Raw genomic sequence first — 26,083 nt, forward strand, 5'->3', positions numbered from 1 at the left:
ACCACGTACCAAACCACATCTATGGATCAAAAGTTTAAAGTCATTCTTGACCACTTCGACATTCCGGAAGAGCTAGTCGACGCCGCTCCGATAGGCAACGGGATGATCAACGATACTCTAGCAGTCACAGTTCGGACCCCCGGTGGGGCGACCGAGGAAAAGTATATCCTCCAGCGGATCAACAACCATGTATTTGAGGATGTAGACACCCTGCAATCCAATATCTTCAGCGTCACAAAGCACATCCGCAAAAAACTCCAGACAGAGGGTGACCGAGATATAGATCGGCATGTCCTCACCTTCTTCCCCACCAAAAGCGGAGCACCCTACCACCGCCACAGCGATGACACCTACTGGCGACTCAGTCTCTATATCAAAGGGTCCAAAACCTATGAGACCGTGACACCGGCACTCGCACGCGAAGCCGGCAAGGCATTTGGTGCCTTTCAGAGTCACCTAGCCGACCTGCCAAGTCACAATCTAGGAGAGACCATCCCCCGCTTTCACGACATGGCCTTTCGTCTTGACGAACTCCATCAAGCCATCCAAGCTGATCGCGCAGGTCGTGTCGCCGAAGTCCGGGATCTGATCGCTGAGATAGAGAAGCGGTCAAGTGATATGCTCCTCCAGGACAAACTCCATGCAGAGGGCAAGCTCCCCAAGCGAATCAACCACCTTGACACCAAAGTCAACAACATCCTTTTTGACGCCCACAGCGACAAAGTACTATGCGTCATTGACCTAGATACAGTCATGCCGGGATACGTCCTTTCGGACATAGGTGACTTCATCCGTACTGCAGTCAACACAGCGGCAGAGGACGAGGAAGACCTCTCCAAGGTCGGCGTGAATATGGAGATCTTCCACGCCTATACCGAGGGCTACATGGAGGGAGCCCGGGACTTTCTTACCCCCACGGAGATTAGCCTCCTACCTTATGGCGGGAGACTTCTCACCTATATGCAGACCGTACGCTTCCTCACCGATTACCTCAATGGTGACATCTACTACAAGACAGCCAAGCCCAAGCACAACCTGATCCGAGCCAAAGCACAGTTTGAATTTTTGCGCAAGCTAGAGGAAAAGGCACAAGAGATGGACTCCTTCATGGAGCGTTGGCTCTAGACAGTAGCCCTTTGCGATGAAAAGGTCTACCTTTTCGCCCACGCGATTTTACCATAGCCTCCGCCACGCCCTCCGAGGTGTGGGGAGGCTATTTGCATCTGAGCCCAACGCACGTATTCACCTGCTTTTTGCAGTAGCTGTACCACTACTGGCGTGGTGGCTGGAGGTTAATCCATGCGAGTGGCTGATCCTCCTGGTATGTATAGGCCTAGTTTTGGCCGGTGAAGCTCTCAACACAGCACTTGAGCATCTCTGCGACCAAGTCTGTCCGGAGTACTCCGAGTACATTCGAGACGCCAAAGACCTAGCAGCCGCAGCCGTTCTCCTGCTTGCGACACTTTCCGTAATCATAGGGCTGATCATTTTTCTACCCAAGCTCCTCAGCCTCCTGTTATCATAGAGAAACCTCTCAGCAGCCTATTTCGAAAGGAAGAGAATTTCCTTGGCAATATCAAATAAAACCGTTACCTTAGTGGCACAACAAGATAGCAACCATGAAAAAACCCTCTTTCAGTCTCAATTGATATAGTAGGGTGACCTATAAAACAACAACCCCAAAACTACAATTCTAGCTATGACCAAGACAATTACATTCAACGAACTTCGGAAGCTAAAAGACAGTTTGCCCGACGGCTCTATGGCACGTATCGCCGATGAGTTGAACCTACGAGTGGATACCGTACGCAACTACTTTGGGGGCGAAAACTACAAGGACGGCAAGCCTGTAGGCTTTCACCTTGAGCCAGGCCCTGACGGAGGCATAGTGGTTCTGGACGACCTCACCATATGGAACAAAGCCCAAGAAATTCTGAGCGAAACACACGCCAACGCTCAAGAATAGGGGCTAAATAAAGCACCCCCCTGATCGCTCGGAGTATATACTTCTGTGGCGATCCATCGGGTGCAGTTAGTGTTGTGATTGCACTGGAGAGCCATGTGACTTGGCACTTCAGTGCTTTCCTTTTTTAGAGAGATCTATTTTATGAGGGGACTATAGGGGCGTTCTCACCTCCTATGCTCAAAGAATCGGCGCATCAGCTCTGCCGCCTCATCGGCCAAAACCCCGCCGGTCCAAAAGGTTTTTGGATGAAGGATCTCACGACTAATCGTCGTGAAGCCACTTTTGGGCTCATCACATCCCCATACCAGACGAGCTATCCTATTCCACCTAATCGCACCTGCGCACATGACACATGGCTCGACAGTCACATAGAGCGTACACTCCGGCAAAACCTTGGCACCTAGGGTATTCTGAGCAGAGGTCAGAGCCAGCATTTCAGCATGGGCCGTCACGTCTCTCAGGCTCTCGGTCTGGTTGTATCCACGTCCTATGATCCGACCATCTACCACCACCACGGCACCGATAGGGACTTCGCCTATTTCGTAGGCCCTACCCGCCTCCTCTAGTGCCACATGCATAAAAAAGAGGTCATCCTGCGTGAAGGTTTTGAGCTCACTCATGGGGAAACTGGCTAGCCTCAAAAAGGGATACCGGATTACCGGAAATTTCGCTCAGAACCTTATTCATCACCACTCTTCGGACAAAGGCAGATCGGTTGTGGATGCCTTTTCGGCCGAGATAACTATTGAGGAGTGCCATCTCACCTTCGCTCATCATGATCGTGAGTGGGCAGGTTTTAGGCTCCTGTTTTATTTTTTTTCGTTTGGGACGTGTCGGCATACTGTACAGAGCGGAGAGAAGTGATGGAGGTGGCTACAAATCAACCACAAGGACCTCCATATCAATATGGTTGCCCGGGCGACAATCACGTACCATAGCCCACTCCTTGGCATACTGGTCGTAGATGTCGATCCTAAAGTTTTCGGCTCCCAGTCGATCCAAGAGGGTAATGATGCGACGGACGGTGATTACGGACAAGTCCAGAGCCGGGGTATAGTAGGGACTGCCGGGATCCTTTTTATTCGTTCGATGGGAAAGGAGGTTGCAGAGGTGTAGCTTGTCTAGGGTATCGCTGACCACGAGGAGTGGCAGGTCACACTGGTCGGCCAGCGACTCAGCGGTATAGACTTCGTTGTCGTGGACAAAAGCTTTGCAGATCTTTTTCATCAAGATGATCGCCACAAAGTCTCTGAAGCGACGACTCACCCGCTCACTCTCAGTCTTGAACGTATAGTTGCGGACATTCTGTATCGAGTAGGACAGCTGGGCCCCAAAGAGACAAATCACCCACGACCAATTGGTGAAAAGCATCAAAAGGGGGATTGCCGCAAAACTACCATATATGGAGTTGTATTTGGTGACCCATATCTGGCCGGAAATGTACAAGAGCTGAAAGAGCTGAAACGAGACCCCGGCAAGTACTCCACTGACGAATGCGGGGAAAAAGTGCACCCTAGTATTGGGCAAGAGTTTGTACAAGATCGTGAAGAGAGTTATCCACACTATGTAGGGGACAATAGTCGTGGCAGTCTCCAATATCGGAGTGATGGCAAAGCCCCCGGCAAGCTGTAGGTCGTTGAGAAAACTCGAGAAAACGTTGAACCCGGATGTAATCGCCAACACCAACGGAGCGATGAGGAACGTGGCAAAGTATGCCAATACCTGCTTGGATATAGGTCGGGACTTCTTGATGTGCCATATATCGTTGAAAACCCCCTCAACACTCATCAGCAACGATATGACTGCGACAAGCAGTAGGACGACACCGACACCGATAAAGACACTACTCTGCATCTGGTTGAGATAAGACTCTGCAAACTTGAAAGCCTGAGTCAGCTCGTGTTGCTGAGCCGGGAAATACTCATAGAGCTGACGTTGCAAGGACTCCTGAAGCCCAAAGCCGGCCGCGACACTCAGGAGGACCACGAGGAGCGGAACCAAAGACAAGAGGGTGCTGTACGTGAGCGAATTGGCCTTTTGGGATACAGCCCGACCTGCATACTCACCTGCCGCAATATAGATGACCTGTAGCATCCGCACAAGACGTCCCTTGATACCGGTCACCTCAAAGTCATAGAGTCGCCACATATCGTAGGTCACAAACTCATGAGCATTTTGCCCCTTCATGGTCACCAACGAAAAAAAGGACGGCTTGCGTCTTTTAGCACGGTCTGCTTGGATCTTTTTGAGCTTTTCTAGGTCTTTTTCTTCCACCATTGAGCAGTCTGTTTTATCAAAAAAAACAAAGTGAGGAGCAGCGTGTATAAGCCGGGTTCTGTCCCCGGTGGCAGAGGTGTCTAGGACAATCTCCGAACCGGGTGCTTGTCATTTATCTAGGACACAAGTCACCTTGTGCCTCTATCGATCTACCCCTCGACATCGGGCGGGCAACCCTGGTAGCGTCGGTATACGTGATCTTTCCACCCACTCCGCGTACTGCAACACTGTGTCACCACAGGCTCGGTGAGCTCTTACCTCACCTTTTCACCCTTACTCGCTCCGCAATGGGAGAGAGCGGTTATTTTCTGTTACGACGGATACACCTCACGATGCCTTCCCGTTAGGAAGCGTGGTGCCCTGCGTGGCCCGGACTTTCCTCTCTCTGGTACACGGGGCACCAAACAGCGACAAGCCCTTCTGCTCACTTACTTCGTTTCTGTTTGGAGCAAAGGTAGTCAAAATTGTCCTATTTGCCCCGAAAATATAACCTTCCGAGCAGCGGAAGCACATCAGAGGTTGAGGAGGAGCAGAAAAATAAGGAGGGCTGTAAAGAGGCAGAGCAGCGTGGTGGCCTTGAGCAAGTAGTTGAGTTGTCTTCCTTTTAGCCGGAAGATCAAGGTGCAGAGCCAATAGTAAGCCGGCCCCGTAAGCAGGGGAGGGAGCAAAAGCGCCAAGATCCTACCGGTGGCAAGGTACATTCCACAAGCAATGGCAGAGCAGGCGACAATAGAGTTGAGACAGTAGAGACGAGGACCAAGGTCTTTGCCCATCCGGACAATGAGGGTCCGCTTGCCACTTCGTGCATCCTCCTCATAGTCTCGGTAGTTGTTGACGACCAGGATATTGGCCGACCACACCCCTATACCCAATGCCAGCCAGTAGAGGTAAGCAGGGGGCCTTCCGGAGACTGCATAGTAGGTGACCAGAGTGGGGACAAGCCCATAAAACAACACGACAGCCAGATCACCAAGTCCATGCGAAGAGAGGGGATAGGGACCGGCCGAGTAAGCCAACACCCCTATCATCACCACGGCACCGACCGCCATCAGTCTAGGGTCGCACAAGGCGCATAGGAGGAGTCCGGAGAGTGCACAGATCCCCATTGCGATCAGTAGCGCAAAAAGCATCTGACGCTCACTGACCCGCCCTTGGGTCAACAGTCGCTCAAAGCCGACACGTCGCTCCGTATCCTTTCCGCCTCGATAGTCAAAGTAATCGTTGGCCAGATTACTCGCAATCTGTGCCGACACGGCGACCAGCAGAGCCAAGAGGTAGAGGCCCCAGGACATTCCGCCCTCACGCAGCAGCGATGCCCCGACAATGAGCATGGGGGCCAAGGAGGCTCCAAGCGTGTGTGGCCGTGTGGCATAGAGCCAAGTTTTTAGAGATTCTTGTGTGGACAAAACGATTCCGGGAGTTGTCGACCTTACCCCAAGGCAAATAGGTGCTCGCTCAGCAATTCAAGTGCACGCTGCTTGTCTTGAGTCCGGATCAGGACAGAGACATTGTGGTTGGACCCCCCGTAGGTGATCATCCGGATCGGTATATCCTCCAGAGCCTTGACTATATCGCCCTCCTTGCCGGTGTTTTTCCAGTTGAGGTCACCGGCGATGCAGATAATGCTCATCTCCTCATCCACAGACACCGTGCTAAACTTCCGGAGCTCGGCGAGGAGCTCCTCCAGCCTTCGGGTCGAATCAATCCCGAGAGAGACAGCCACTTCACTGGTCGCCACGAGGTCGATCGAGGTCTGATGTCGCTCAAAGGTCTCAAAAACCTTGCGGAGAAACCCGTGTGGCACCAGGCGACGTGTGCTGATGATCCGCAATGCCGTGATACCATCCTTTACGGCGATGGCCTTTATCTCCCCCTCATCGATCCGATTGGAGATCAGAGTACCCTCAGCCGAGGGATCCATCGTATTGAGGATACGTACCGGGATATTGGCCATCTGGGCAGGCAAAATACAGCTCGGATGCAGGATCTTGGCACCGAAGTACGCCAGCTCGGCCGCCTCACTAAAGTGCAGCTTGTGCACCGGCTCGGTGTGTCGGACCACTCGAGGGTCATTGTTGTGCAGTCCGTCGATATCCGTCCATATCTGTATCTCCTTGGCATCCAGTACAGCTCCCACGATTGAGGCCGTATAGTCACTTCCTCCCCGCTTGAGGTTGTCCACCTCCGCATAGGCATTTCGGCAGATATAGCCCTCGGTCAAAAAGAGAGTCTGCTCCGGATACCGAGAGATCAGATCATGTAGCTTGGCACTGATCTTACCTAGATCCGGCTCGCCGTACTTGTCGGTCGACATGTAGTCTAGAGCCGAGATCATGGTGCTGTCACGTCCGACCTCACGGAGGTGCAAGTACATCATATACACCGACACCATTTCACCGACAGCCAGTACCTGCTTCTCCTCAAAGTCCGTAAAGGCCTCACGCTGAAACGCCCTCAAAAAGTCCATCTTGCCCAAGACAAAGGTGGTCGCCTCCGACCTACATTTTTCGGACCGATACAGACCACAGATCACCTCCGCATACCTCTGGGCCAGTTGGTCGATCAGCATCAGTGCGCCCTGGACATTTCCCGTCCTATAGTAGTGGCTGATCTCCACCAGCGTATTTGTCACACCCCCCATGGCACTGAGGACAACCACCTTGGGCTCCTTGCCACTGATCAGCTTGCCTACCTGCGTGATCCGCTCAGGGGTAGACACGGAGCTCCCCCCAAACTTCATCACATAGTACTCCGAGTAGCTTCTTTTCTCCATCTTCGTCACTTCGTCACTCCTCCACGCTATCCGACGAGGGCTGTGAAGCACGCAGACGCACCTCTACCACCTTGCCCTTGTCGATCTTCATCACTCGCGATGGATACTTCTTCACCATGGCATAGTTGTGTGTACTCATCAGTACTGCGGTACCACTGTGGGTTATTTCGTGCAAGAGGCGGACGATCTGCTCCCCGGTCTCGGGGTCGAGATTGCCGGTGGGTTCGTCGGCAAGCATCATCTTAGGCTTATTGAGCAGTGCCCGAGCAATCACGGTACGCTGTTGCTCGCCACCGGATAGCTCATGGGGGAGCTTGTACTTCTTGGTTTCCAAGCCCACCAGCGAAAGCACCTCCTCGATCCGCCGACTGATCTCCACCTTGTCCGTCCAGCCCGTGGCTCGCAGGACAAACTCCAGATTTTTCTCAACCGTCCGATCCATCAGCAGCTGAAAGTCCTGAAAGATAATCCCCAGCTCACGTCTCAAGTAAGGGATCTGCTTACGCTTGATCCGTCGCAGATCATACTGACCAAAAGAAGCCTCACCGCTGTAGATGGGGATGTCGGCATAGATAGACTTGATCAGCGTAGACTTGCCCGAACCCACCTTGCCGATAAGGTAGACCAGTTCGCCTGGGTAGATATCCAACGATGCTTCGCTGAGGATGGTGTTTTCATCTCGCTTGAGCGTCACATCTCGGAGTGATAGTAGTACTTCTTGAGCCATAGTTGTCTTTCAAAACATGCAATACAGACTTCGCAAAGATACCAAAAATAGCCCTTAGCCGTCACCCCTTGATCCCCACTTTGCCAAGCCAACCCCTCCCCACTCTCCGCCAACCCCTCTTTTTTGCTCCTCCCTGTGAAAAAGATTGCTTCTATCCGTGAAAACTTTCGCTTCTATCCGTGAAAAAGATTGCTTCTATCCGTGAAACTCAAAGCTCCTCACAACCACCTGACTCTCTTACACTTACAAAGTCCAAAATTTTACCCAAAACATCGCCCGCCTATTTTCGGCCTAATCGACTGAAAAACAGACTACTACAAAGACTCAATGCCCCAAGCGAGACAAAAATCATTTTGACCACCGAGACAGGCCCTATCCCGAGAGGACCACACGATGAAGAGTGTATGTGTGCAGTCTCGCTCATCCGGCCTGTGTCTCTTCAGAAAAATGAGGTATATTTGACCTACAAGTTTTGGACAACCACTTTACACCACACAAATACAAAAAACCATGAATACCAACGACTTTACGATACGGCACGTCGGCGTAAGCAAATCGGAGGATGAGCAAAAAATGCTCCGGACTATCGGCGTCTCCTCCATTGACGAACTGGTCCACAAGATCATCCCCGGAGATATCTTTTTGGACCATGAGCTCGACCTCCCCGACCCCATGACCGAGCGAGAGCTGATCGAGCACATCCACGAGCTGGGAGACAAAAACCAGGTCTTCACCTCCTACATCGGCCAAGGATGGTACGACACCTGTACGCCGGGAGTGATCCAACGAAACGTACTCGAAAGCCCCAACTACTACACCTCCTATACCCCATACCAAGCCGAGATTGCCCAAGGACGACTGGAGGCGCTCTTCAACTTCCAGACCGTCATCACCGAGCTAACCGGCCTGATGCTGACCAACTGCTCACTCCTCGACGAAGCCACAGCCGGCGCCGAAGCGGCGGCCATGCTCCTCAATGCCCGCCCACGCAAGCGACAAAACGCACGCAAGCTATTCGTAGCCAATGACCTATTTCGCTCCACACAAGGGGTGATCAAGACCCGAGGCTCGCAGTGGGATATTGAGATTGTCACGGGGAAGATGGCTGACTTTGACTTTGGAGAAGACTACTTCGGGGCAATCATACAATACACCAACGACGACGGCCAAGTGGTGGATGCCCCCGGCTTCATCCAAAAGGCAAAGGCCGCCGAGATACCGGTAGCCGTTGCGGCTGACCTCCTCTCCCTCGTCCTACTCACGCCACCCGGGGAGTTTGGGGCCGATATCGTCTTTGGTAGCACCCAGCGTTTCGGGATACCCATGTATTTTGGCGGGCCATCCGCCGCCTACCTATCGGCCACAGACACCTACAAGCGCATCATCCCCGGACGCATCGTGGGGATCAGCAAGGATCGCGAGGGCCATCAGGGCTTTAGGCTGGCGCTTCAGACCAGAGAGCAACACATCAAGCGCGAAAAAGCAACCTCCAACATTTGCACAGCACAAGCCCTACTGGCAACCATGGCGGGATTCTACGCTGTATATCACGGACCCGAGGGGCTGAAAGACATAGCAGGGCGTATCCACACCTATGCCACCACGCTGGACAGACAGCTCCGAGAGCTGGGCTACCAACAACAAAACACCACCTACTTCGACACACTCAAGATCGTCGGGCTGTCCAAGGAGGAGCAAGAAAACATAGCCGAGATAGCACTGGACTGCAAGGTCAACTTCCGATACTTCGACGACTACTCCATAGGCATATCCGTGGACGAGACCACACAGATATCCGACCTGGGCACCCTCTACTACATCTTCTGCGAAGCCAAAGGCATCGAGGAGATCCCCACACCGGAGCTACCCACACAGTATACAGAGCTCCCGGATGGGGTGAGACGCACCTCGGAGTTTCTCACCCAAGAGGTCTTCAATAAGTACCATACCGAGACCGAACTGATGCGCTACATCAAGTGGCTGGAGCGTCGCGACATCTCTCTGGCACAGTCCATGATCTCGCTGGGCTCCTGCACCATGAAGCTCAATGCCGCCGCGGAGCTTTTCATCCTCAGCAACCCCAACTTTGCCAACATTCACCCCTACGCACCCGCTGAGCAGACCCAAGGCTATCTCGAGATGCTGGACGACCTGGACAGATACCTGGCCGAGATCACCGGCATGCAAAAGACCTGCTTCATGCCCAACTCCGGAGCATCCGGAGAGTACGCCGGGCTACGCACCATCCGCGACTACCTCGATGCCAACGGTGGACAAGACCGCGACATCGTCCTGCTCCCCGCATCCGCACACGGCACCAACCCCGCCTCAGCCGTGCAAGCGGGATTCGTACCGGTGATCGTAGACAGTGACGAAAAGGGCAACATCGATGTCCAAGACTTTGAGCGCAAGGCCGAGCAGTACAAAGATCGGCTCGCCGCCACCATGATCACCTACCCATCCACCCACGGTATATTTGAGGTAGAGATCCGCAGATTGCTCCAGATCGTACACGACCGAGGAGGACAAGTCTACATGGATGGAGCCAATATGAATGGACAAGTGGGCTACACCAGCCCGGGCTTTATCGGAGCAGACGTATGCCACCTCAACCTCCACAAGACTTTTGCCATCCCTCACGGCGGAGGCGGACCCGGAGAAGGCCCCATCTGTGTGGCCCGACACCTAGTCAAGCACCTACCCAGCCATCCACTACACTACGGCCACGACAATATACCGGTGTCTGCGGCACCCTACGGCAGCGCCGGGATCTGTGGCATCACCTACGCCTACATCCGGCTACTCGGTGCCAAAGGGCTCAAGCGTAGCACAGCTGTCGCACTGCTCAATGCCAACTACCTCGCCGCACGGCTCAAGGAGCTGTACGGCATCACCTACACCGGTGCCACTGGCTATGTCGGGCACGAGCTGATCCTCGAGTGCCGTCCGCTCAAGCAAAAAAGCGGCATCGACGAAAACGACATCGCCAAGCGACTTATGGACTTCAACTACCACGCGCCCACACTCTCATTCCCCGTACATGGCACCCTCATGATCGAGCCGACCGAGAGCGAAAGCCTCATGGAGCTGGATAGATTCGTAGACGTGCTGACCAAGATACGCCAGGAGATAGAGGAGGTCATCACCGGAGAGGCAGATGCGACAGACAACGTGCTGAAAAACGCACCACATCCGCAGTATGAAGTAACCGCTGACGAGTGGACACACTCCTACCCACGCAGCAAGGCCGCCTTCGCACTGCCCTACCTTGAGGAAAACAAGTTTTTTGTCAACGTGGCACGCATCGACAACGGGTTCGGAGACCGCAACCTCATTGCCACCTACTCCTGCTGCTGACAACCGGCCGACCACACAGGATCGGTAAGAGGAGGGTGTGCCAAAGCTCGTTTTGGCACACCCTCTCTCCTTTTTTTGTTGCGACCATCACGATTTTTGACTAACTTTGGGCAGTAATTGATAAACAACTACCACCGTAGCCGTGAGGCTACCTTGTCCCACACTTCAATCATAGGACACCCCAGACGATGAACAACGACAACTATCAGGACACCGGCAGAACCAGCGACGAAAGCATCAGCCACTATCCTGATCGCGACAGCGAACAATCCCAACCATCCATGCGAAAACGGAGGAGAGTGCGACTCACAGTCAATCAGATCCAAGAGGCGGCCCAAAAACGCCGGCAACGCAAGCTCGATGACCTGAATGACGACCGAGTGGACTACGACATCCCGTACGACAGTGGCCAACACAGCTACGAGGAGAGGCAAAAGTCATCGACCTACAAAGAGCAATACCGGCAACATCGGGAGTACAACCGAAGCAAATACGGCACCCACAGAGCACCCGACCGAGAAGAAGAAGGGCGCACCCACTCGACCTACCCGTCCGGAGCCAACCCATCTCGTAGGACCAACTACAAGGCCGGTGGAACCCAACGCCGATCCGGCAACGGCTACAACAGAGACCAAAAGCCCTACAACAACGGAGGCAAAAAAAACAACAAGCACCAACGCCCGGTGTACGAAAACACACAGTTCGGGACTGAGAAGCCACTCCGACTCAATAAATACCTCGCACACTCCGGAGTGTGCTCACGTCGTGAAGCGGACGAACTGATCAAGAGCGGAGCGGTACTCGTCAATGGGGTACCCGAGACACAACTAGGAGCAAAGGTGACCCTTCAGGATCGCATAGAGGTCAATGGACGAGTAATCACCCCGGAGCAAAAAGTATATGTCCTGCTCAACAAGCCTCGCAACTGTGTCACCACCTCCGATGACCCACAAGAGCGACTCACGGTGATACAGCTGACTCGAAGTGCAGCCAAGGAGCGCATATACCCGGTCGGACGACTCGACCGCAACACCACAGGAGTCCTACTCCTGACCAACGATGGAGACCTAGCCGCCAAGCTGGTACACCCATCATTCATGAAAAAGAAGATCTACCACGTCTGGCTGGACAAGGAGGTGACTGTAGAGGACATGCAAAGACTCGCCGACGGTGTAGAGCTCGAGGATGGAGAAATGCACGCCGATGCCATCAGCTATGTAGATGACGAAGACCACACCCAAGTGGGTATCGAGATCCACTCCGGACGCAACCGTATAGTCCGTCGACTCTTTGAGCACCTAGGCTACCGCGTAGAGAAGCTGGATAGGGTTTACTTCGCCGGACTGACGAAGAAAAACCTCGGACGTGGCAAGTGGCGTTACCTCACACAAGAGGAAGTAAATAATCTGAAGATGGGAGCATTCGAATAACAATCATGAAAAGGACAAAAATAGCAGACCTGATACAAAACCCCACCTATGGTCAGGAAGTAAATATCAAAGGGTGGGTGCGCACCAAGCGCGGAAGCAAGTATGTGGCGTTCATCGCACTCAACGACGGCTCTTGCATCCACAACCTCCAGGTAGTGGCAGGAGTGGAGGACTTTGACCCGGACCTCCTCAAGGACATCACCACAGGAGCGAGCCTGAGTGTCACCGGAATACTCGTCGAGTCACAGGGTAAAGGCCAGACCATGGAGGTACAGGCCAAAGAGATAAAGCTCTACGGCACAGCCGACCCAGACACCTACCCTCTACAAAAAAAGGGACACAGCATGGAGTTTTTGCGGGAGATCGCACACCTACGTCCCAGGACCAATACCTTTGGTGCCGTATTCCGCATACGACACAATATGGCGTATGCCATACACAAGTACTTTCACGACCATGGATTTTACTACATCCATACCCCCATCATCACCGCATCGGACGCGGAGGGCGCAGGCCAGATGTTTCAGGTGACGACCCTGGACTTGGAGAATCTCCCCCGGACAGAGTCAGGCGAGGTAGACTACAGCCAAGACTTTTTTGGCACAGAGACCAACCTCACCGTCTCCGGACAGCTCGAGGGAGAGCTTGCCGCAATGGCGCTGGGAGCGATCTACACGTTTGGCCCCACCTTTAGAGCCGAAAACTCCAACACCCCACGCCACCTGGCAGAGTTTTGGATGATCGAGCCCGAGGTGGCCTTCATAGAGATCGAGGAAAACATGGACCTGGCAGAGGACTTCCTCAAGTACCTCATCACCTGGGCACTGGAGCACTGCCGGGATGACCTGCAGTTCCTCAACGACATGATCGATCACAACCTCATTGAGCGGCTCCAAGCTGTGGTAAAGACAGACTTTATCCGACTGACCTACACCGAGGGGATCAAGATCCTGGAGGCTGCAGTAGCGTCGGGACACAAGTTTGAGTTTCCGGTATACTGGGGAGCCGACCTCTCCTCCGAGCATGAGCGCTATTTGGTAGAGCAGCACTTCCAAGCCCCCGTCATCCTCACCGACTACCCCAAGGAGATCAAGGCTTTCTACATGAAGCAAAACGACGACGGCAAGACCGTAAGAGGTATGGATGTACTCTTCCCAAGAATCGGAGAGATCATCGGAGGATCGGAGCGTGAGTGGGACTACGACAAGTTGGTGACCCATGCAAAGAACATGGGCGTACCTGTCGAAAAGATGCAGTGGTACATGGACACTCGTCGCTTTGGGACAGCGCCACACTCAGGATTTGGGCTCGGCTTTGAGCGACTGATCCTCTTTGTGACAGGGATGGCAAACATCAGAGACGTGATCCCCTTCCCCCGCACCCCAAACAACGCCAACTTCTGATCACAAAACACACTAGGAATGATAAGAGAGGGTGTGTCCAAACTCACGTTTTGGACACACCCTTTCTCCTTTTCGGCTCCACCAGCCCCAATACATGATACTAAAGGACAAATCTCGAAACGATGTCTTGGGGATAGGGGCGCTGGGGTTGCCGACCCTGACAGTGGTCAGCGAAGTCGCACTACTGACAACAAAAATCTCCCACTGGAAACTTTTCGCCACTATCCGTCAAATCTTTCACCCGACCTGACCCGACTGACAGATTTGTCACTACCTTGCTCGGACAGATGACACGAAACAAATGGTCCCGGGTCCGATGGCACACCCTTTGCACTACTACACTTGAGAATTATAGAAAACATACAATAACAAAACACATATACAACAATGGGAAAAATAATAGGAATAGATCTAGGTACCACCAACTCCTGTGTAGCTGTACTCGAGGGCAATGAACCGGTAGTCATTGCCAATAGCGAGGGCAAGCGGACCACTCCGAGCGTGGTAGCCTTCATAGACGGAGGGGAGCGGAAGGTAGGCGATCCGGCAAAACGCCAAGCAATCACCAACCCCACCAACACCATCTACTCTATCAAGAGGCTCATGGGTGAGCGCTACTCGGAGATCGAGGGCGAGACCAAGCGTCTCCCCTACAAGGTAGTCAAGGGTGACAACGACACCGCACGCGTAGAGATAGACGGACGCCAATACTCACCACAGGAGATATCTGCCATGATACTCCAAAAGATGAAGCAGACCGCCGAAGACTACCTCGGAGAGCCGGTGACCGAAGCCGTCATCACTGTGCCGGCGTACTTCAACGACGCACAGCGCCAAGCCACCAAGGAGGCCGGAGAGATCGCAGGACTGACCGTCAAGCGTATCGTCAATGAGCCTACCGCAGCGGCACTGGCCTATGGGCTGGACAAGAGCAACAAGGACATGAAGATCGCAGTCTTTGACCTCGGTGGAGGTACGTTTGATATCTCCATCCTTGAGCTCGGTGACGGTGTATTCGAGGTAAAGAGCACCAATGGTGACACCCACCTCGGTGGTGATGACTACGACCATGCGGTGATCGACTGGCTGGCCGAAGAGTTTTTGCACGACGAGGGCGTCGACCTACGCAAAGACCCCATGGCACTCCAGAGGCTGAAAGAAGCCGCCGAGAAGGCCAAGATCGAGCTATCCAGCACCACCAGCACGGAGATCAACCTACCGTACATCATGCCGGTAGACGGTGTCCCCAAGCACTTGGTCAAGACCCTCACGAGAGCAAAGTTTGAGCAACTGACCGACAAGTACACACAGGCCTGCAAGGCTCCGGTAGAGCAAGCACTGAAGGACGCCGGCATCTCTGCCAACGAGATAGATGATGTCATCCTGGTCGGAGGTTCCACACGTATCCCCGCCGTACAGGAGATGGTAGCCGGGCTATTTGGCAAACAACCCTCCAAGGGCGTGAACCCCGACGAGGTAGTGGCATTGGGTGCAGCCATCCAAGGTGGTGTCCTCAGCGGACACGTCAAGGATGTCCTACTGCTGGATGTAACCCCACTGTCACTGGGTATCGAGACCATGGGTGGAGTGATGACCAAGCTCATCGATGCCAATACCACGATCCCGACCAAGAAGTCGCAGATCTTTACCACTGCCGCTGACAACCAGCCCTCAGTGGAGATTCACGTACTACAGGGTGAGCGATCCATGGCGAGAGACAACAAGACGCTCGGAAAATTCAACCTCGACGGCATACCACCCGCCCAGAGAGGTGTTCCTCAAATCGAAGTCACTTTTGATATCGATGCCAACGGTATCGTAAACGTATCGGCGAAGGACAAGGGTACCGGCAAGGAGCAAAAGATCCGTATCGAGGCCTCTAGCGGGCTGAGCGATGATGAGATCCAACGCATGAAGGCGGAGGCAGAGGCCAATGCTGAGAGCGACAAGAAGGAGCGCGAGCGCATCGATAAGATCAACCAGGCCGACAGCGTGATCTTCCAGACTGAGAAGCAACTCAAGGACCTCGGAGACAAGATGCCGGCAGACAAAAAAGCCGAGATCGAGGCGGCTCTCACCAAGCTCAAGGAGGCACACAAGGCCCAAGACCTGGCCGCCATCGATGCCGCACTAGAGGATCTCAACAAAGTAGCACAGGCAATGTCCGAGCAGATGTACAATCAGCAGCAACCCAATGCAGGCGCCACCACAGACCAAACACAGTCCGGTGCAGGATCATCCTCCGGTGACGGTGTGACGGACGCAGACTTTGAGGAAGTGAAATAATCACCCACAAAGCATACAGATGATAAGTAAAAGAGTGCATGCCAAGGGTAAAACCTTTGGCATGCACTCTGCTCTTTTTGGGAGAGGCAACACTCATAACTTCACCCCTGCACAGAAGAGAGCTCAGTAGTTATTAAAATGAAAAGGGTAGTGTATCTATCGAATAGATTGTATTATGGTCTGTTCTTTTACTTTAGTTGGGTTCAGATTTTGCTCTATAAAATATTAAAAGCGTGGCCACAGGGACAATCTCTCCCTCCTTGTGGTCACGCTCTTTTCGTTTTACTCCTCAATCCAGTTTCTACGGACTGAAACTACAGTTTCTACGGACTGAAACTGCAGTTTCAGTCCGTAGAAACTGCAAAATGAAGTGCCATTCACCAAATTTCGTATAGACTATGATCCGCATAGCAAACCCATTTTCGCCGGTAGTGAATACCATAGCTGAGGTCCATCCGCAGGGGCAGAAAACGGAGAAGGTAGGAGGTCGTAAAAGAAAAAGGGGAAGATGGTTGTGATTTCGGGGGGAATTACCTAGATTTGTATTGGCTCCAAGGCTCCCCTGAGCCTATTTGCACAAAAAGTCGTGCATAGGTTGCGGGGGTTTGTTTTGACCGGACATTTTTTAGTCATTACTTTATAAAAACCTTTAACAAATACGCAACATCTCATGAAAACAGACGAACTACTGAAGAGTCTAAAAGAACGCCATCCAGGAGAGAAGGAGTTTCACCAAGCGGTCGAAGAAGTACTATCCACGATCGAAGAGGTGTACAATGAGCACCCGGAATTTGAGAAGTACAAGATCGCCGAGCGTCTCTTGGAGCCCGATCGTATCTTTACTTTTAGGGTGACTTGGCAAGATGATGCGGGGGAGGTACATGTCAATACTGGGTATAGGGTTCAGTACAACAATGCGATTGGCCCGTACAAGGGAGGTACCAGATTTCATCCGTCTGTAAACCTGAGCATCCTAAAGTTTTTGGGATTCGAGCAAACCTTCAAAAACGCACTGACCACGCTACCTATGGGCGGAGGCAAGGGAGGCTCAGACTTTTCGCCAAAGGGAAGATCCGAGGCGGAGATCATGAGGTTCTGCCAAGCCTACGTGACTGAGCTGTGGCGCAATATCGGACCGGATACCGATGTCCCTGCCGGTGATATAGGCGTGGGTGCCAGAGAGGTGGGCTACATGTATGGCATGTACTGCAAGCTGGCGAGAGAGAATACTGGCACTTTTACCGGCAAGGGTAGGAGCTTCGGTGGGTCAATCCTGCGACCGGAGTCTACAGGATTTGGCGCAGTCTATTTCCTCAACCAACTGTTGCAAGAAAATGGACACTCATTACAAGGCAAGACTGCCGCAGTCAGTGGATTTGGCAACGTGGCATGGGGAGCAGTCACCAAGCTAACCGAGCTGGGTGCCAAGGTCGTCGCCATATCGGGACCGGATGGCTACATCTATGACGAGGCGGGGATCAACACTCCGGAAAAGATTGCCTACATGCTTGAGCTAAGGAGTAGCGGGAATGATGTCGTGGCACCGTATGCCGAGAAGTTTGCAGGTGCCAAGTTTGTAGCCGGTCGGAAACCTTGGGAGGTAAAAGTGGATATCGCTCTGCCATGTGCCACCCAGAATGAGATGGACGAAAACGATGCCAAGACCCTCCACCAAAATGGTGTGCTGGCGGTATGCGAGGTATCCAATATGGGCTGCACCGCGGAGGCAACCCACTACTATCTGAGCCACAAGATGCTTTTTGCCCCCGGCAAAGCGGTAAATGCCGGTGGTGTGGCTACCTCGGGACTCGAGATGACCCAAAATGCGGCACACTTGGCTTGGGAAGCCAAGGAGGTGGACGACAAGCTACATGCCATCATGAGAAACATCCACGACCAGTGTGTCAAGTATGGAACTGAGAAGGATGGATACATCAACTACGTGAAAGGGGCCAACATCGCCGGATTCATGAAAGTGGCAGATGCAATGATCGCCCAAGGAGTGATCTAAATGACCGAAGTAAAGAGAATACCCTAAACCAACAAGCGGTGTCCCATTGCCGGCAATAGCCTGCGGTGGGGCACCGCTCAGTTATATTTACCTATATGAAAAAATACATTTTCACACTACCCTGCATGCTGTGCCTCATGATAGCAGCTGCATGCTCCCAAAGGGTTGAGCTCAAGCGATCGATCCCTACTCCAGAGACGGAGGAGCTGGTGACCGTCGCTTTTGCCACCACAATAGGGGAGCTACCGACGTACCTCAGGGCAACCACTCCTCAGGAGCTGGATATGAAGAAAACAATAGCCGTAAAGGATCTGAGGATCGTCCTGTATGCCAATGACGATACCGGGCAGCCCAAAAGTGTTGCCTACACCTTTGACCGTCAGATAAATATCCTAAAGGGAAAAGCAGCTGGAAAGGATCTACTCAACTTTGACTTTGAGACCGGAAGGCTCGAAGTGAAACAGACTGAAAAAATAGAGGTAGGGAACTACTCGGTGCTCTTTTTCTTATCACCAACTGCTGCGCTGAAAGAGGCGACAGCAGTTGGGAAAAGCTACGACGAACTCAGCAAGCCCATCCGGCTTGACTTCTCGGAAAGAGCAGACCAAAGTATCATCTACTCTATATACTCCAATATAGAATCCCCACTCGTCATCCAAGAAAAACAGCTAAAAAGCGCACTAAGTGCACAGCTCTTCAGGATCGAAAGCCCTACGCTGAAGGCTCTCACAGCGATGGTCTATATGAAAGTAGATGAGGACCTGAAGGACCCCAAATTTTACATACCGGAGGGGAGCATGTGCATCGTCTATGCAGATGCGCAACGAAACTCCGTCGTTCCCAATCCACAATACTCGGAGATCACACTCGATGACCAGACCAAGGTAAAGATCCCACAATCTCTGCCGTACAGTGGCCTGGGTGAGGAGAAGACGGTACTCAGCCAAAACTTTGTCTACTACAATCTACTAAATGGATGGGACAATAGGCACAGATTCGGTATGGGAGACAAGGACAAGGATAACTGGATCATGCCAATACCGGAAAACACACTGGCCGGAAGTGATGTAAATACCTACACCGCTACACGGCTGATCATCCAAGTGCCCGTCGTACCCAAGGAGATCCAAAGCGACTTTGACCAAGATCTCCAATACGCTCAGGCACAAAACGACCTCAATTACGGCTGGATGAAAGTCGGCAAAAGCTACTACACCAATAGGACCTTTAGGACAGCGTACGCCAACGCAATTGCCGAAAGGACCCCATCTGCTACCGAAAAACTGATCATACAAGCTGGTAAGGAACTGACCGCAACCGCAACGAAAGCGAGACCGGAGGAGATCAACAAATCCGCCTCACTCAAGTTCCCGATGCACAACTATCGATCCGAGGTGATTGAGTACTACCAGAGAGGGCTGAGCTATAAGGTCCTGCCGATACGGCACTTTAGTGACCAACAACTCACCAAAAGGAATGCAGACGGACGCTTCTCAGTCGTCCGAAACACTCTCTACATGTACCACCTCAAGATCACCTCGATCGGACAGTGCGATATGGAGGAGTACGACCGGTTCATCAAGTACGACAGCCAGTTGTTCCCGGGGAACGTTGGGCTTGGGATTAGCAAACCGACTATCATTTTTGCTGAACATTCGCTCTAAAGATCTATTAGAAATGTAACCAAGCCCGAAGTCCGAAAATAAGGAGCTGATTGCCACCGTGCAACGGCCTTGACCGTGGATTTTGGGGCTCGGCAAAGTAAAAAAGAAGGAGGATGTATTGGTGTTCCAACACATCCTCCTTCGCTTTGTTTTAGGGGAACCCAGTCTCTCAGAAGATGGGTACCCACTTCATGTACCCGAAGTCCATTCCGTGAGGCAGGAGCGGGTGAGTAGGCGTGATCCGAACTGCAACCTTTTGCACACCGGGATAGTCCACAGTATGCTTTAGGGTATAAGTCCGTCGAGTGCCATCAGTAAAGGTGAGCCCAAAGGGTATCGAGTAGACAAAAGAAAGCTGCTTGGTGCTGGGATTCTCTTCTGCCACAATGATCTCCACTTTTAGATCACAGGCCAATTGATGCAGGTCAAGCTCAATATTCATGGTCAGCTCCTCTCCTATTCGGAAGTGGTTGAGCTGCGCATCATCGGACCTTAGGTCGACATGTAGTACCTCAAGCTGATCCCACTTTTCGGCCACAGCGCGCTTCCAAGCCACTATCTCATGAGCTTGGGCATAGTTGTCCATTACCAACTGCTGCGCTCGCTCGTTTAGTGGTGCATAAAAGCGATCAACGTACTGATCCATCATGCGCTTCATGGTAAAGTGGGGCAGGATTTTAGACATTGACACTTTGATTGCAGCCACCCAATCCTTTGGATAGTCCTCCCCATCGTTTCGACGGAAGTAGCAAGGGATGATCTCCTCCTCCAACGTGCGATAGATTGTAGCCGCATCAAGTCGATCCTGTAGTGTCTGATCAGTATACGAGCGTTTGTCCGTCAGGGCCCAGCCCCCACCCTCGACATAACCCTCATACCACCAGCCATCCAGTACTGAGTAGTTGAGGACACCATTCATTAGGGCCTTCATTCCGGAGGTGCCGGATGCTTCGAGGGGTCTGGTGGGGGTGTTGAGCCATACATCTACACCGGCTATAAGGTTTTGTGCGACCTGGATATCGTAGTTTTCGATAAATAGGATCTTTCCAGAAAACTCCGGACGCTTGGAGATCTCAATGATGTGCTTGATCAGCCCCTGTCCGCCCCCGTCAGCCGGATGCGCCTTGCCGGTGAAAATGAATTGTACCGGGAAGTCGGGGTTATTGACAATCTTGGACAGTCGATCTAGGTCTGTGAAGAGTAGGTGGGCACGCTTGTAGGTCGCAAAACGCCGTCCAAATCCGATAAGCAACGCATCGGGGTTGAGGTCATCGATGATTTTGATGACCGAAGAGGGATCCGTATTTTCACGCTCAAGGCTGGAAAGGTAGTTTTCACGCAAGTAGCGAACCAACCGCTCTTTCATCACGTGGCGCATACGCCAGATCTCCTCATCGGGGACCTCATTAATCCTAGACCATACCTCCTCCTTTGCTTGGTCCTGATCGATGTTTGGCGAAATGTACTTTTTGATAAAGTCATCCCACTGGTAGGCACGCCATGTGGGGGCATGCACACCGTTGGTGACATAGCCAACATGCAACTCCTCGGGAAGATACCCTTTCCAGACAGGAGCAAACATACGCTGAGACACAAGGCCGTGCAACTTGCTAACGCCATTGGCAGCACCACAGGTGTTGAGTGCAAAAACACTCATGGAAAACTTCTCATCCGTTCCGGGATTTTCGCGTCCCATATCCACCAAGGACTGAAAGGAGATACCCAGACGATCCGCAAAGTGGTGATTATACTTCCCAAAAAGTCCCTCATCGAAGTAGTCATGCCCTGCAGGGACAGGCGTGTGCACCGTGTAGAGCGAAGAGGCTCGCACAACCTCCAAGGCCGTGTCGAGGTCAAGCCCTTTCGTCTCAACCAACATAGCCAAGCGCTGAAGGTTCATCAAGGCGGCATGACCCTCATTTGCATGATAGACTTCTTGGTGTATACCTAGCTTTTCTAGCATAAGGACACCGCCCACACCGAGCATATACTCCTGCTTCATGCGGTTTTCCCAATCCCCACCATAGAGCATGTGAGTGATTGAGCGATCATACTCACTATTCTTATCTATGTCTGTATCCATCAGATACAGTGGTACACGCCCCACATCCACTCGCCAAATATTGCTGTACACAATATGGTCACTAAAGGGCACCTCTAGTATCATAGGAGAGCCATCGGGATTGGTTACCTGAGTGATCGGAAGATTTTTGAACTGCTGAGCCTGATAGTTGGCCACCTGCTGTCCATCAGCCGTAATCACTTGATCGAAGTAGCCAAATCGGTAAAGAAAACCGACGCCAACCATATCGACATGAGAGTCACTGGCCTCCTTGATATAGTCCCCAGCCAAAACTCCCAAACCACCAGAGTAGATCTTGAGGATATTGGTAAGACCATACTCCATACAAAAATAGGCCACACTGGGAGTATTTGGGCGCATCGGAGCATCCAGATAGGCACGGAACTCAGCATATACCTCATCCAGTCGTTGCATAAAGGACTGGTCTTGGGCGATGTCACTTATCTGCTTTTGGGTCAGAGACGAAAGCACAAGCATGGGATTACCCAAGGAGGAGTGCCACACATCGCGATTTAGGTTGATAAAGAGGTCACGAGCCTTCTTATTCCAAACCCACCAAAGGTTGTTTGAGAGCTCCTCAAGTTTGAATAGCGAAGCCGGAAGCTTGGAATAGGTGTACACATCACGCCACATCGGCTGATTAGGATTATTACTTTGGATCATCTTATCGTAAGAGAAATTCTGTTGAATACATACTACCGCTAAGAATACAAAAATACTAATTATATGAGAGATAGCCAATTTTAACATACAACGAACCACGCGGACACATTCGCTCAAAAGTCCAAGTACACGGGGCTGAACATCAAAGTCTAGGGATACAAAAAAAGACGAAGTCGCCCTAGAGCGACCTCGTCTCGTATTTCAGATCTTGTAATAGGAGAGATTAGTCCTGATTGAGGTTAACTCGCCTAAAGTCTGTAACCGTAAGAGTCTTGGACTCACCCTTGAGAAGCTCAGCCACACTCTTCTTGCCGTCAAGAATAGATGCTTGTTGCAAGAGAGTAAACTCTTGGTAGAACTTCTGAAGGCTACCCTGAGCTATCCTTTCCAAAAGGTTTTCAGGCTTACCTGCATCACGGGCCTTGTCCATCGCAATATTCAACTCACGATCCTTGATCTCCTGGGGCACACTGGCCTCATCTACAGCGATCGGGTTCATAGATGCAACCTGCATGGCGATCTCTTTGCCCATATCATCAGATACAGCTTCATTGAAACCAACGATTGCAGACAGCATGTTGCCCGGGTGCATGTACACTACTGTAGCAGGAGCCTTGATAAACTCGTACGCTCCAAGCTCCATCTTCTCGCCTGTCACGCCCGAACGGTCAGTAATGGCCTGCTCCACAGTGCGACCACTTTTGAGCGTCGTAGCTAGCAGAGCCTCCTTGGTAGCAGGCTTGTGCTCCAAAGCTGCCGCAAGTATTTCCTGAGTCATTTTGACAAAGTCCTCATTCTTAGCGACAAAGTCTGTTTCACACTGCACAGCCACGATGCAAGCAAAGTCTGCATCATTTGCAGCCAAGCAGCATCCTTGCTCTGCCGAACGCTCCGAGCGCTTCGCTGCAATAGCCTGACCACGCTTACGGATCAGCTCAACAGCCTTCTCATGATCACCATTAGCTTCCTCGAGGGCTTTCTTTACGTCCATCATGCCCGCACCGGTGAGGGTGCGAAGAGCCTTGATGTCGTTCATGGATATTGCCATAATATATAAATTTGTCCTTATCTTAAATAAAATATTCTCACAGGAGAAACGCTACTCACTCAGCGTCTTCCCCATCAATCGCAGCTTGCTCAGAAGCAGTGACATCGTCACCCTCATCAGCAAGATTGCGAACATTGGCAGTCACGCCCTGGCGACGGCGGCTACGACGTACAGGAGCTTCTTCAGCCTCCTCATCTCCAGCATCCACATTTTGGATTTTACGCTCTTGCACACCCTCCTTGATCGCCGCAGTACATGCACGGACAATAACCTCGATGGACTTAGAGGCATCGTCATTGGCGGGTATTACATAGTCAACACCTTTCGGATCACAGTTCGTATCAACAATCGCAAAAATAGGAATGCCAAGCCTTTGAGCCTCACGGACAGCAATCTGCTCCTTCATCACATCTACAACAAAGATAGCTTGTGGGAGAGTGCGCATCTGTGCAATAGAGCCAAAGTTTGTTTCCAGCTTACCTCTCTGACGTGTTATCTGCAACTTCTCACGCTTCGACAGGTTGTCAAAAGTGCCGTCATTGATCATTTTGTCAATGTTTGCCATCTTGCTCACCGTTTTGCGAATGGTCGGGAAGTTGGTAAGCATACCACCTGGCCAACGCTCAACAACATAGGGCATATCGGCATCCTTGGCCAAGTCAGAGATGGCCTCCTGAGCCTGCTTCTTTGTACCTACAAAGAGGATGGTTTTTCCGTCCTGTGCAAGCTTTCTCAGTGCATCACAAGCTTCGTCAATCTTTGCGACAGTCTTGTGCAGATCAATGATGTGAATACCATTGCGCTCCATGAAAATATAGGGTGCCATGGCAGGGTTCCACTTACGTGTGAGGTGGCCAAAGTGTGAGCCGGCCTCCAATAGCTCGTCAAATGTTACTGCTGACATAGTTCTTTCGTTTACGTTCTTTGTTAGGGGAATATAATAGTTTATTTCGTCCGGTCCTCAACCCTTTCAGTAGGGGAGAGCGCAAATGCACATTTAGCTCCCATCTAAAGGGTTTAGATACTAAACGATCATGCTAATTTCAATCCCAAAATAAGGAAAAAGCAACTCTCGCAAGGCATTAACGCTTGGAGAACTGGAACTTCTTTCTTGCCTTGGGCTGACCTGGCTTCTTGCGCTCAACAACACGGGGATCACGAGTCATAAAGCCTTCGGCACGCAACGCTGCCTTATCTTCAGGATTGATTTTTACAAGTGCGCGGGCAATACCGAGACGTGCAGCCTCGCTTTGTCCTGTAGAGCCACCTCCGTTTACATTGATGACAATATCGTACTTATCCTCAACCTCTAGTTTGGCCAAAGGTTGCTTGACTACATACTGCAAAAGAGGATTCGGAAAAAACTCCTTAAGATCCTTATGATTGATGGTAATCTTACCACTGCCATTCTTCACAAATACTCGAGCAACAGCGGCCTTTCTTCTACCAAGTGCGTTTACTACTTCCATAGGTCGTCTCAGTCTTACTTAGTTCTTATTTCTACCAGCCTCGGCGTCTGTGCCTCATGCTTGTGCTCTGCTCCCTCATATACGTACAGATTGTTGATCAGCTTATCACCAAGTCTGTTCTTGGGCAACATACCGCGCACCATCTTTCTGTAGAGATGATAAATCCCCTTTTCCTTAAGATCCTTAGGGGTCGACAAACGCTGTCCACCGGGATAACCCGAATATCTCACATACTTACGGTCAGCCCACTTGCTTCCCGTCAGAATAGCCTTGTCAGCGTTGATAATAATAACGTTATCACCACAATCTACATGCGGTGTAAAGTTTGCCTTGTTTTTTCCACGTAGCATCTTTGCCACTTCACTGCAAAGACGACCCATAGAATGACCCGTTGCATCCACAACGACCCACTCCTTTGTCACAGTAGCCTTATTGGCAGATACCGTCTTATAGCTTAGAGTGTCCATCTAAATTCTTCAGTATTATTTGTTACACAAGTAACTTGGGCTAAATCTTCACACCCACATACGCTGTATGCTAATCCTACAGCCACACAACTCTGCATCGCTTGCACTCCGTTGGCCGGACAACCTTCGAGTGAAAGCAACAACACAACTGCGCAGGTCCATCTTGATCCGCCCAAATCGTTATCAGTTTTGATAATAATCTGGCATGCAAAGATAGCTATTTCCAAACACACCACCAAACACTTTTCTACACATTACACAAAGTACTTTAGAGGAAGGATTGAAAACAAACAAGGCTAGACGATGATCGGGCAAAAAAAATGGCAAACCCAAACGATAAAAGCCTAGACAAAGTAGGTATGATTTACCAAAGAGAAGACAAAAAAAAAGAGACGCACAGGAGGGTTGCTCCTATGCGTCTCTCGATAAGTGGCGGCTACCTACTCTCCCATCGTAATA

21 protein-coding genes and 1 other RNA gene are annotated in these 26,083 nt (G+C 51.6%); 10 read left to right on the top strand and 12 right to left on the bottom strand.

Translation table 11 applies throughout. The features are described 5' to 3' along the window. The first annotated feature begins 21 nt into the window (after window positions 1-21). The 3 genes from AC1EK1_RS01475 to AC1EK1_RS01485 all read left to right on the top strand — a co-directional run bounded on the left by AC1EK1_RS01475 (window position 22) and on the right by AC1EK1_RS01485 (window position 1,966). On the top strand, window positions 22-1,125 hold the full coding sequence (locus tag AC1EK1_RS01475) for a phosphotransferase enzyme family protein (protein ID WP_480305245.1): 1,104 nt from the start codon (window positions 22-24) through the stop codon (window positions 1,123-1,125). Between the two features lie 16 nt (window positions 1,126-1,141). Further along, window positions 1,142-1,525, top strand: coding sequence for a diacylglycerol kinase family protein (locus tag AC1EK1_RS01480; protein WP_480305246.1), 384 nt, complete (start codon window positions 1,142-1,144; stop codon window positions 1,523-1,525). A gap of 174 nt (window positions 1,526-1,699) precedes the next feature. Beyond that, the gene (locus AC1EK1_RS01485; protein ID WP_480305247.1) at window positions 1,700-1,966 is read left to right on the top strand and encodes a DNA-binding protein; all 267 of its coding nucleotides are present in this window, start codon (window positions 1,700-1,702) and stop codon (window positions 1,964-1,966) included. A gap of 164 nt (window positions 1,967-2,130) precedes the next feature. Here AC1EK1_RS01485 and AC1EK1_RS01490 read toward each other — a convergent pair whose 3' ends face one another. The 7 genes from AC1EK1_RS01490 to AC1EK1_RS01520 form a co-directional block, all read right to left on the bottom strand. Further along, window positions 2,131-2,586 (bottom strand): nucleoside deaminase, encoded by a 456-nt coding sequence (locus AC1EK1_RS01490; protein WP_480305248.1) that lies wholly within the window; start codon window positions 2,584-2,586, stop codon window positions 2,131-2,133. Further along, a complete protein-coding gene (locus tag AC1EK1_RS01495; RefSeq protein WP_480305249.1) occupies window positions 2,579-2,743 on the bottom strand; it encodes a hypothetical protein in 165 nt (54 codons plus the stop codon). Before AC1EK1_RS01495 ends, AC1EK1_RS01490 begins: the two co-directional genes overlap by 8 nt. A 96-nt stretch (window positions 2,744-2,839) precedes the next feature. Next, window positions 2,840-4,243 carry a YihY/virulence factor BrkB family protein gene (locus AC1EK1_RS01500; RefSeq protein ID WP_480305250.1) on the bottom strand — a complete coding sequence of 468 codons (1,404 nt, stop codon included), beginning with the start codon at window positions 4,241-4,243 and terminating at the stop codon, window positions 2,840-2,842. A 30-nt stretch (window positions 4,244-4,273) separates the two neighbouring features. Then, an RNA gene (gene rnpB, locus AC1EK1_RS01505) (RNase P RNA component class A) lies at window positions 4,274-4,670 on the bottom strand. Between the two features lie 85 nt (window positions 4,671-4,755). Next, a complete protein-coding gene (menA, locus tag AC1EK1_RS01510; RefSeq protein WP_480305251.1) occupies window positions 4,756-5,649 on the bottom strand; it encodes a 1,4-dihydroxy-2-naphthoate octaprenyltransferase in 894 nt (297 codons plus the stop codon). Window positions 5,650-5,672: 23 nt separating this feature from the next. Continuing rightward, the gene (locus AC1EK1_RS01515) at window positions 5,673-7,016 is read right to left on the bottom strand and encodes an aspartate kinase (RefSeq protein WP_480305252.1); all 1,344 of its coding nucleotides are present in this window, start codon (window positions 7,014-7,016) and stop codon (window positions 5,673-5,675) included. 13 nt (window positions 7,017-7,029) lie between these two features. Continuing rightward, complete coding sequence (locus AC1EK1_RS01520; RefSeq protein WP_480305253.1) at window positions 7,030-7,743, bottom strand: cell division ATP-binding protein FtsE; 714 nt, start codon at window positions 7,741-7,743, stop codon at window positions 7,030-7,032. A gap of 510 nt (window positions 7,744-8,253) precedes the next feature. Here AC1EK1_RS01520 and gcvP point away from each other — a divergent pair. The 7 genes from gcvP (at window position 8,254) to AC1EK1_RS01555 (ending at window position 19,894) form a co-directional block, all read left to right on the top strand. Next, window positions 8,254-11,100 carry an aminomethyl-transferring glycine dehydrogenase gene (gcvP, locus tag AC1EK1_RS01525; protein WP_480305254.1) on the top strand — a complete coding sequence of 949 codons (2,847 nt, stop codon included), beginning with the start codon at window positions 8,254-8,256 and terminating at the stop codon, window positions 11,098-11,100. 188 nt (window positions 11,101-11,288) lie between these two features. Beyond that, complete coding sequence (locus AC1EK1_RS01530; RefSeq protein ID WP_480305255.1) at window positions 11,289-12,530, top strand: pseudouridine synthase; 1,242 nt, start codon at window positions 11,289-11,291, stop codon at window positions 12,528-12,530. Then, window positions 12,527-13,933, top strand: coding sequence for an asparagine--tRNA ligase (asnS, locus tag AC1EK1_RS01535; protein WP_480305277.1), 1,407 nt, complete (start codon window positions 12,527-12,529; stop codon window positions 13,931-13,933). The genes AC1EK1_RS01530 and asnS overlap by 4 nt, the downstream gene beginning before the upstream one ends. Window positions 13,934-14,027: 94 nt before the next feature. Continuing rightward, window positions 14,028-14,183: a hypothetical protein gene (locus AC1EK1_RS01540; protein ID WP_480305256.1), complete on the top strand. Its 156-nt coding sequence runs from the start codon at window positions 14,028-14,030 to the stop codon at window positions 14,181-14,183. Between the two features lie 137 nt (window positions 14,184-14,320). Next, complete coding sequence (gene dnaK, locus AC1EK1_RS01545; protein WP_480305257.1) at window positions 14,321-16,219, top strand: molecular chaperone DnaK; 1,899 nt, start codon at window positions 14,321-14,323, stop codon at window positions 16,217-16,219. A 670-nt stretch (window positions 16,220-16,889) separates the two neighbouring features. Then, a complete protein-coding gene (gene gdhA, locus AC1EK1_RS01550) occupies window positions 16,890-18,230 on the top strand; it encodes an NADP-specific glutamate dehydrogenase (RefSeq protein WP_480305259.1) in 1,341 nt (446 codons plus the stop codon). 95 nt (window positions 18,231-18,325) lie between these two features. Continuing rightward, on the top strand, window positions 18,326-19,894 hold the full coding sequence (locus tag AC1EK1_RS01555; protein WP_480305260.1) for a hypothetical protein: 1,569 nt from the start codon (window positions 18,326-18,328) through the stop codon (window positions 19,892-19,894). 169 nt (window positions 19,895-20,063) lie between these two features. On the opposite strand, the gene glgP is transcribed toward AC1EK1_RS01555, so the two are convergent. The 5 genes from glgP to rplM form a co-directional block, all read right to left on the bottom strand. Beyond that, entirely contained in the window at window positions 20,064-22,640 is a 2,577-nt protein-coding gene (glgP, locus tag AC1EK1_RS01560) for an alpha-glucan family phosphorylase (protein ID WP_480305261.1), read from the bottom strand. Between the two features lie 223 nt (window positions 22,641-22,863). After that, a complete protein-coding gene (gene tsf, locus AC1EK1_RS01565; RefSeq protein ID WP_480305263.1) occupies window positions 22,864-23,688 on the bottom strand; it encodes a translation elongation factor Ts in 825 nt (274 codons plus the stop codon). A gap of 55 nt (window positions 23,689-23,743) precedes the next feature. Beyond that, the gene (rpsB, locus tag AC1EK1_RS01570; protein ID WP_480305265.1) at window positions 23,744-24,592 is read right to left on the bottom strand and encodes a 30S ribosomal protein S2; all 849 of its coding nucleotides are present in this window, start codon (window positions 24,590-24,592) and stop codon (window positions 23,744-23,746) included. Window positions 24,593-24,770: 178 nt separating this feature from the next. Further along, window positions 24,771-25,157 (bottom strand): 30S ribosomal protein S9, encoded by a 387-nt coding sequence (gene rpsI, locus AC1EK1_RS01575; RefSeq protein WP_480305267.1) that lies wholly within the window; start codon window positions 25,155-25,157, stop codon window positions 24,771-24,773. 14 nt (window positions 25,158-25,171) lie between these two features. Next, on the bottom strand, window positions 25,172-25,624 hold the full coding sequence (gene rplM, locus AC1EK1_RS01580) for a 50S ribosomal protein L13 (RefSeq protein ID WP_480305269.1): 453 nt from the start codon (window positions 25,622-25,624) through the stop codon (window positions 25,172-25,174). Window positions 25,625-26,083 lie beyond the last annotated feature (459 nt).

Source organism: Porphyromonas sp. C0026D3, from assembly GCF_056590775.1.

What these genes read in the sequence shown, in the direction of transcription:
- rplM (WP_480305269.1), bottom strand. Translation starts at nt 25,624, where the DNA reads ATGGACACTCTAAGCTATAAGACGGTATCTGCCAATAAGGCTACTGTG.
- gdhA (WP_480305259.1), top strand. Translation starts at nt 16,890, where the DNA reads ATGAAAACAGACGAACTACTGAAGAGTCTAAAAGAACGCCATCCAGGA.
- AC1EK1_RS01495 (WP_480305249.1), bottom strand. Translation starts at nt 2,743, where the DNA reads ATGATGAGCGAAGGTGAGATGGCACTCCTCAATAGTTATCTCGGCCGA.
- dnaK (WP_480305257.1), top strand. Translation starts at nt 14,321, where the DNA reads ATGGGAAAAATAATAGGAATAGATCTAGGTACCACCAACTCCTGTGTA.
- AC1EK1_RS01485 (WP_480305247.1), top strand. Translation starts at nt 1,700, where the DNA reads ATGACCAAGACAATTACATTCAACGAACTTCGGAAGCTAAAAGACAGT.
- AC1EK1_RS01475 (WP_480305245.1), top strand. Translation starts at nt 22, where the DNA reads ATGGATCAAAAGTTTAAAGTCATTCTTGACCACTTCGACATTCCGGAA.
- gcvP (WP_480305254.1), top strand. Translation starts at nt 8,254, where the DNA reads ATGAATACCAACGACTTTACGATACGGCACGTCGGCGTAAGCAAATCG.
- AC1EK1_RS01555 (WP_480305260.1), top strand. Translation starts at nt 18,326, where the DNA reads ATGAAAAAATACATTTTCACACTACCCTGCATGCTGTGCCTCATGATA.
- rpsI (WP_480305267.1), bottom strand. Translation starts at nt 25,157, where the DNA reads ATGGAAGTAGTAAACGCACTTGGTAGAAGAAAGGCCGCTGTTGCTCGA.
- rpsB (WP_480305265.1), bottom strand. Translation starts at nt 24,592, where the DNA reads ATGTCAGCAGTAACATTTGACGAGCTATTGGAGGCCGGCTCACACTTT.
- AC1EK1_RS01530 (WP_480305255.1), top strand. Translation starts at nt 11,289, where the DNA reads ATGAACAACGACAACTATCAGGACACCGGCAGAACCAGCGACGAAAGC.
- tsf (WP_480305263.1), bottom strand. Translation starts at nt 23,688, where the DNA reads ATGGCAATATCCATGAACGACATCAAGGCTCTTCGCACCCTCACCGGT.
- glgP (WP_480305261.1), bottom strand. Translation starts at nt 22,640, where the DNA reads ATGATCCAAAGTAATAATCCTAATCAGCCGATGTGGCGTGATGTGTAC.
- AC1EK1_RS01480 (WP_480305246.1), top strand. Translation starts at nt 1,142, where the DNA reads ATGAAAAGGTCTACCTTTTCGCCCACGCGATTTTACCATAGCCTCCGC.
- AC1EK1_RS01490 (WP_480305248.1), bottom strand. Translation starts at nt 2,586, where the DNA reads ATGAGTGAGCTCAAAACCTTCACGCAGGATGACCTCTTTTTTATGCAT.
- AC1EK1_RS01500 (WP_480305250.1), bottom strand. Translation starts at nt 4,243, where the DNA reads ATGGTGGAAGAAAAAGACCTAGAAAAGCTCAAAAAGATCCAAGCAGAC.
- AC1EK1_RS01540 (WP_480305256.1), top strand. Translation starts at nt 14,028, where the DNA reads ATGATACTAAAGGACAAATCTCGAAACGATGTCTTGGGGATAGGGGCG.
- AC1EK1_RS01520 (WP_480305253.1), bottom strand. Translation starts at nt 7,743, where the DNA reads ATGGCTCAAGAAGTACTACTATCACTCCGAGATGTGACGCTCAAGCGA.
- AC1EK1_RS01515 (WP_480305252.1), bottom strand. Translation starts at nt 7,016, where the DNA reads ATGGAGAAAAGAAGCTACTCGGAGTACTATGTGATGAAGTTTGGGGGG.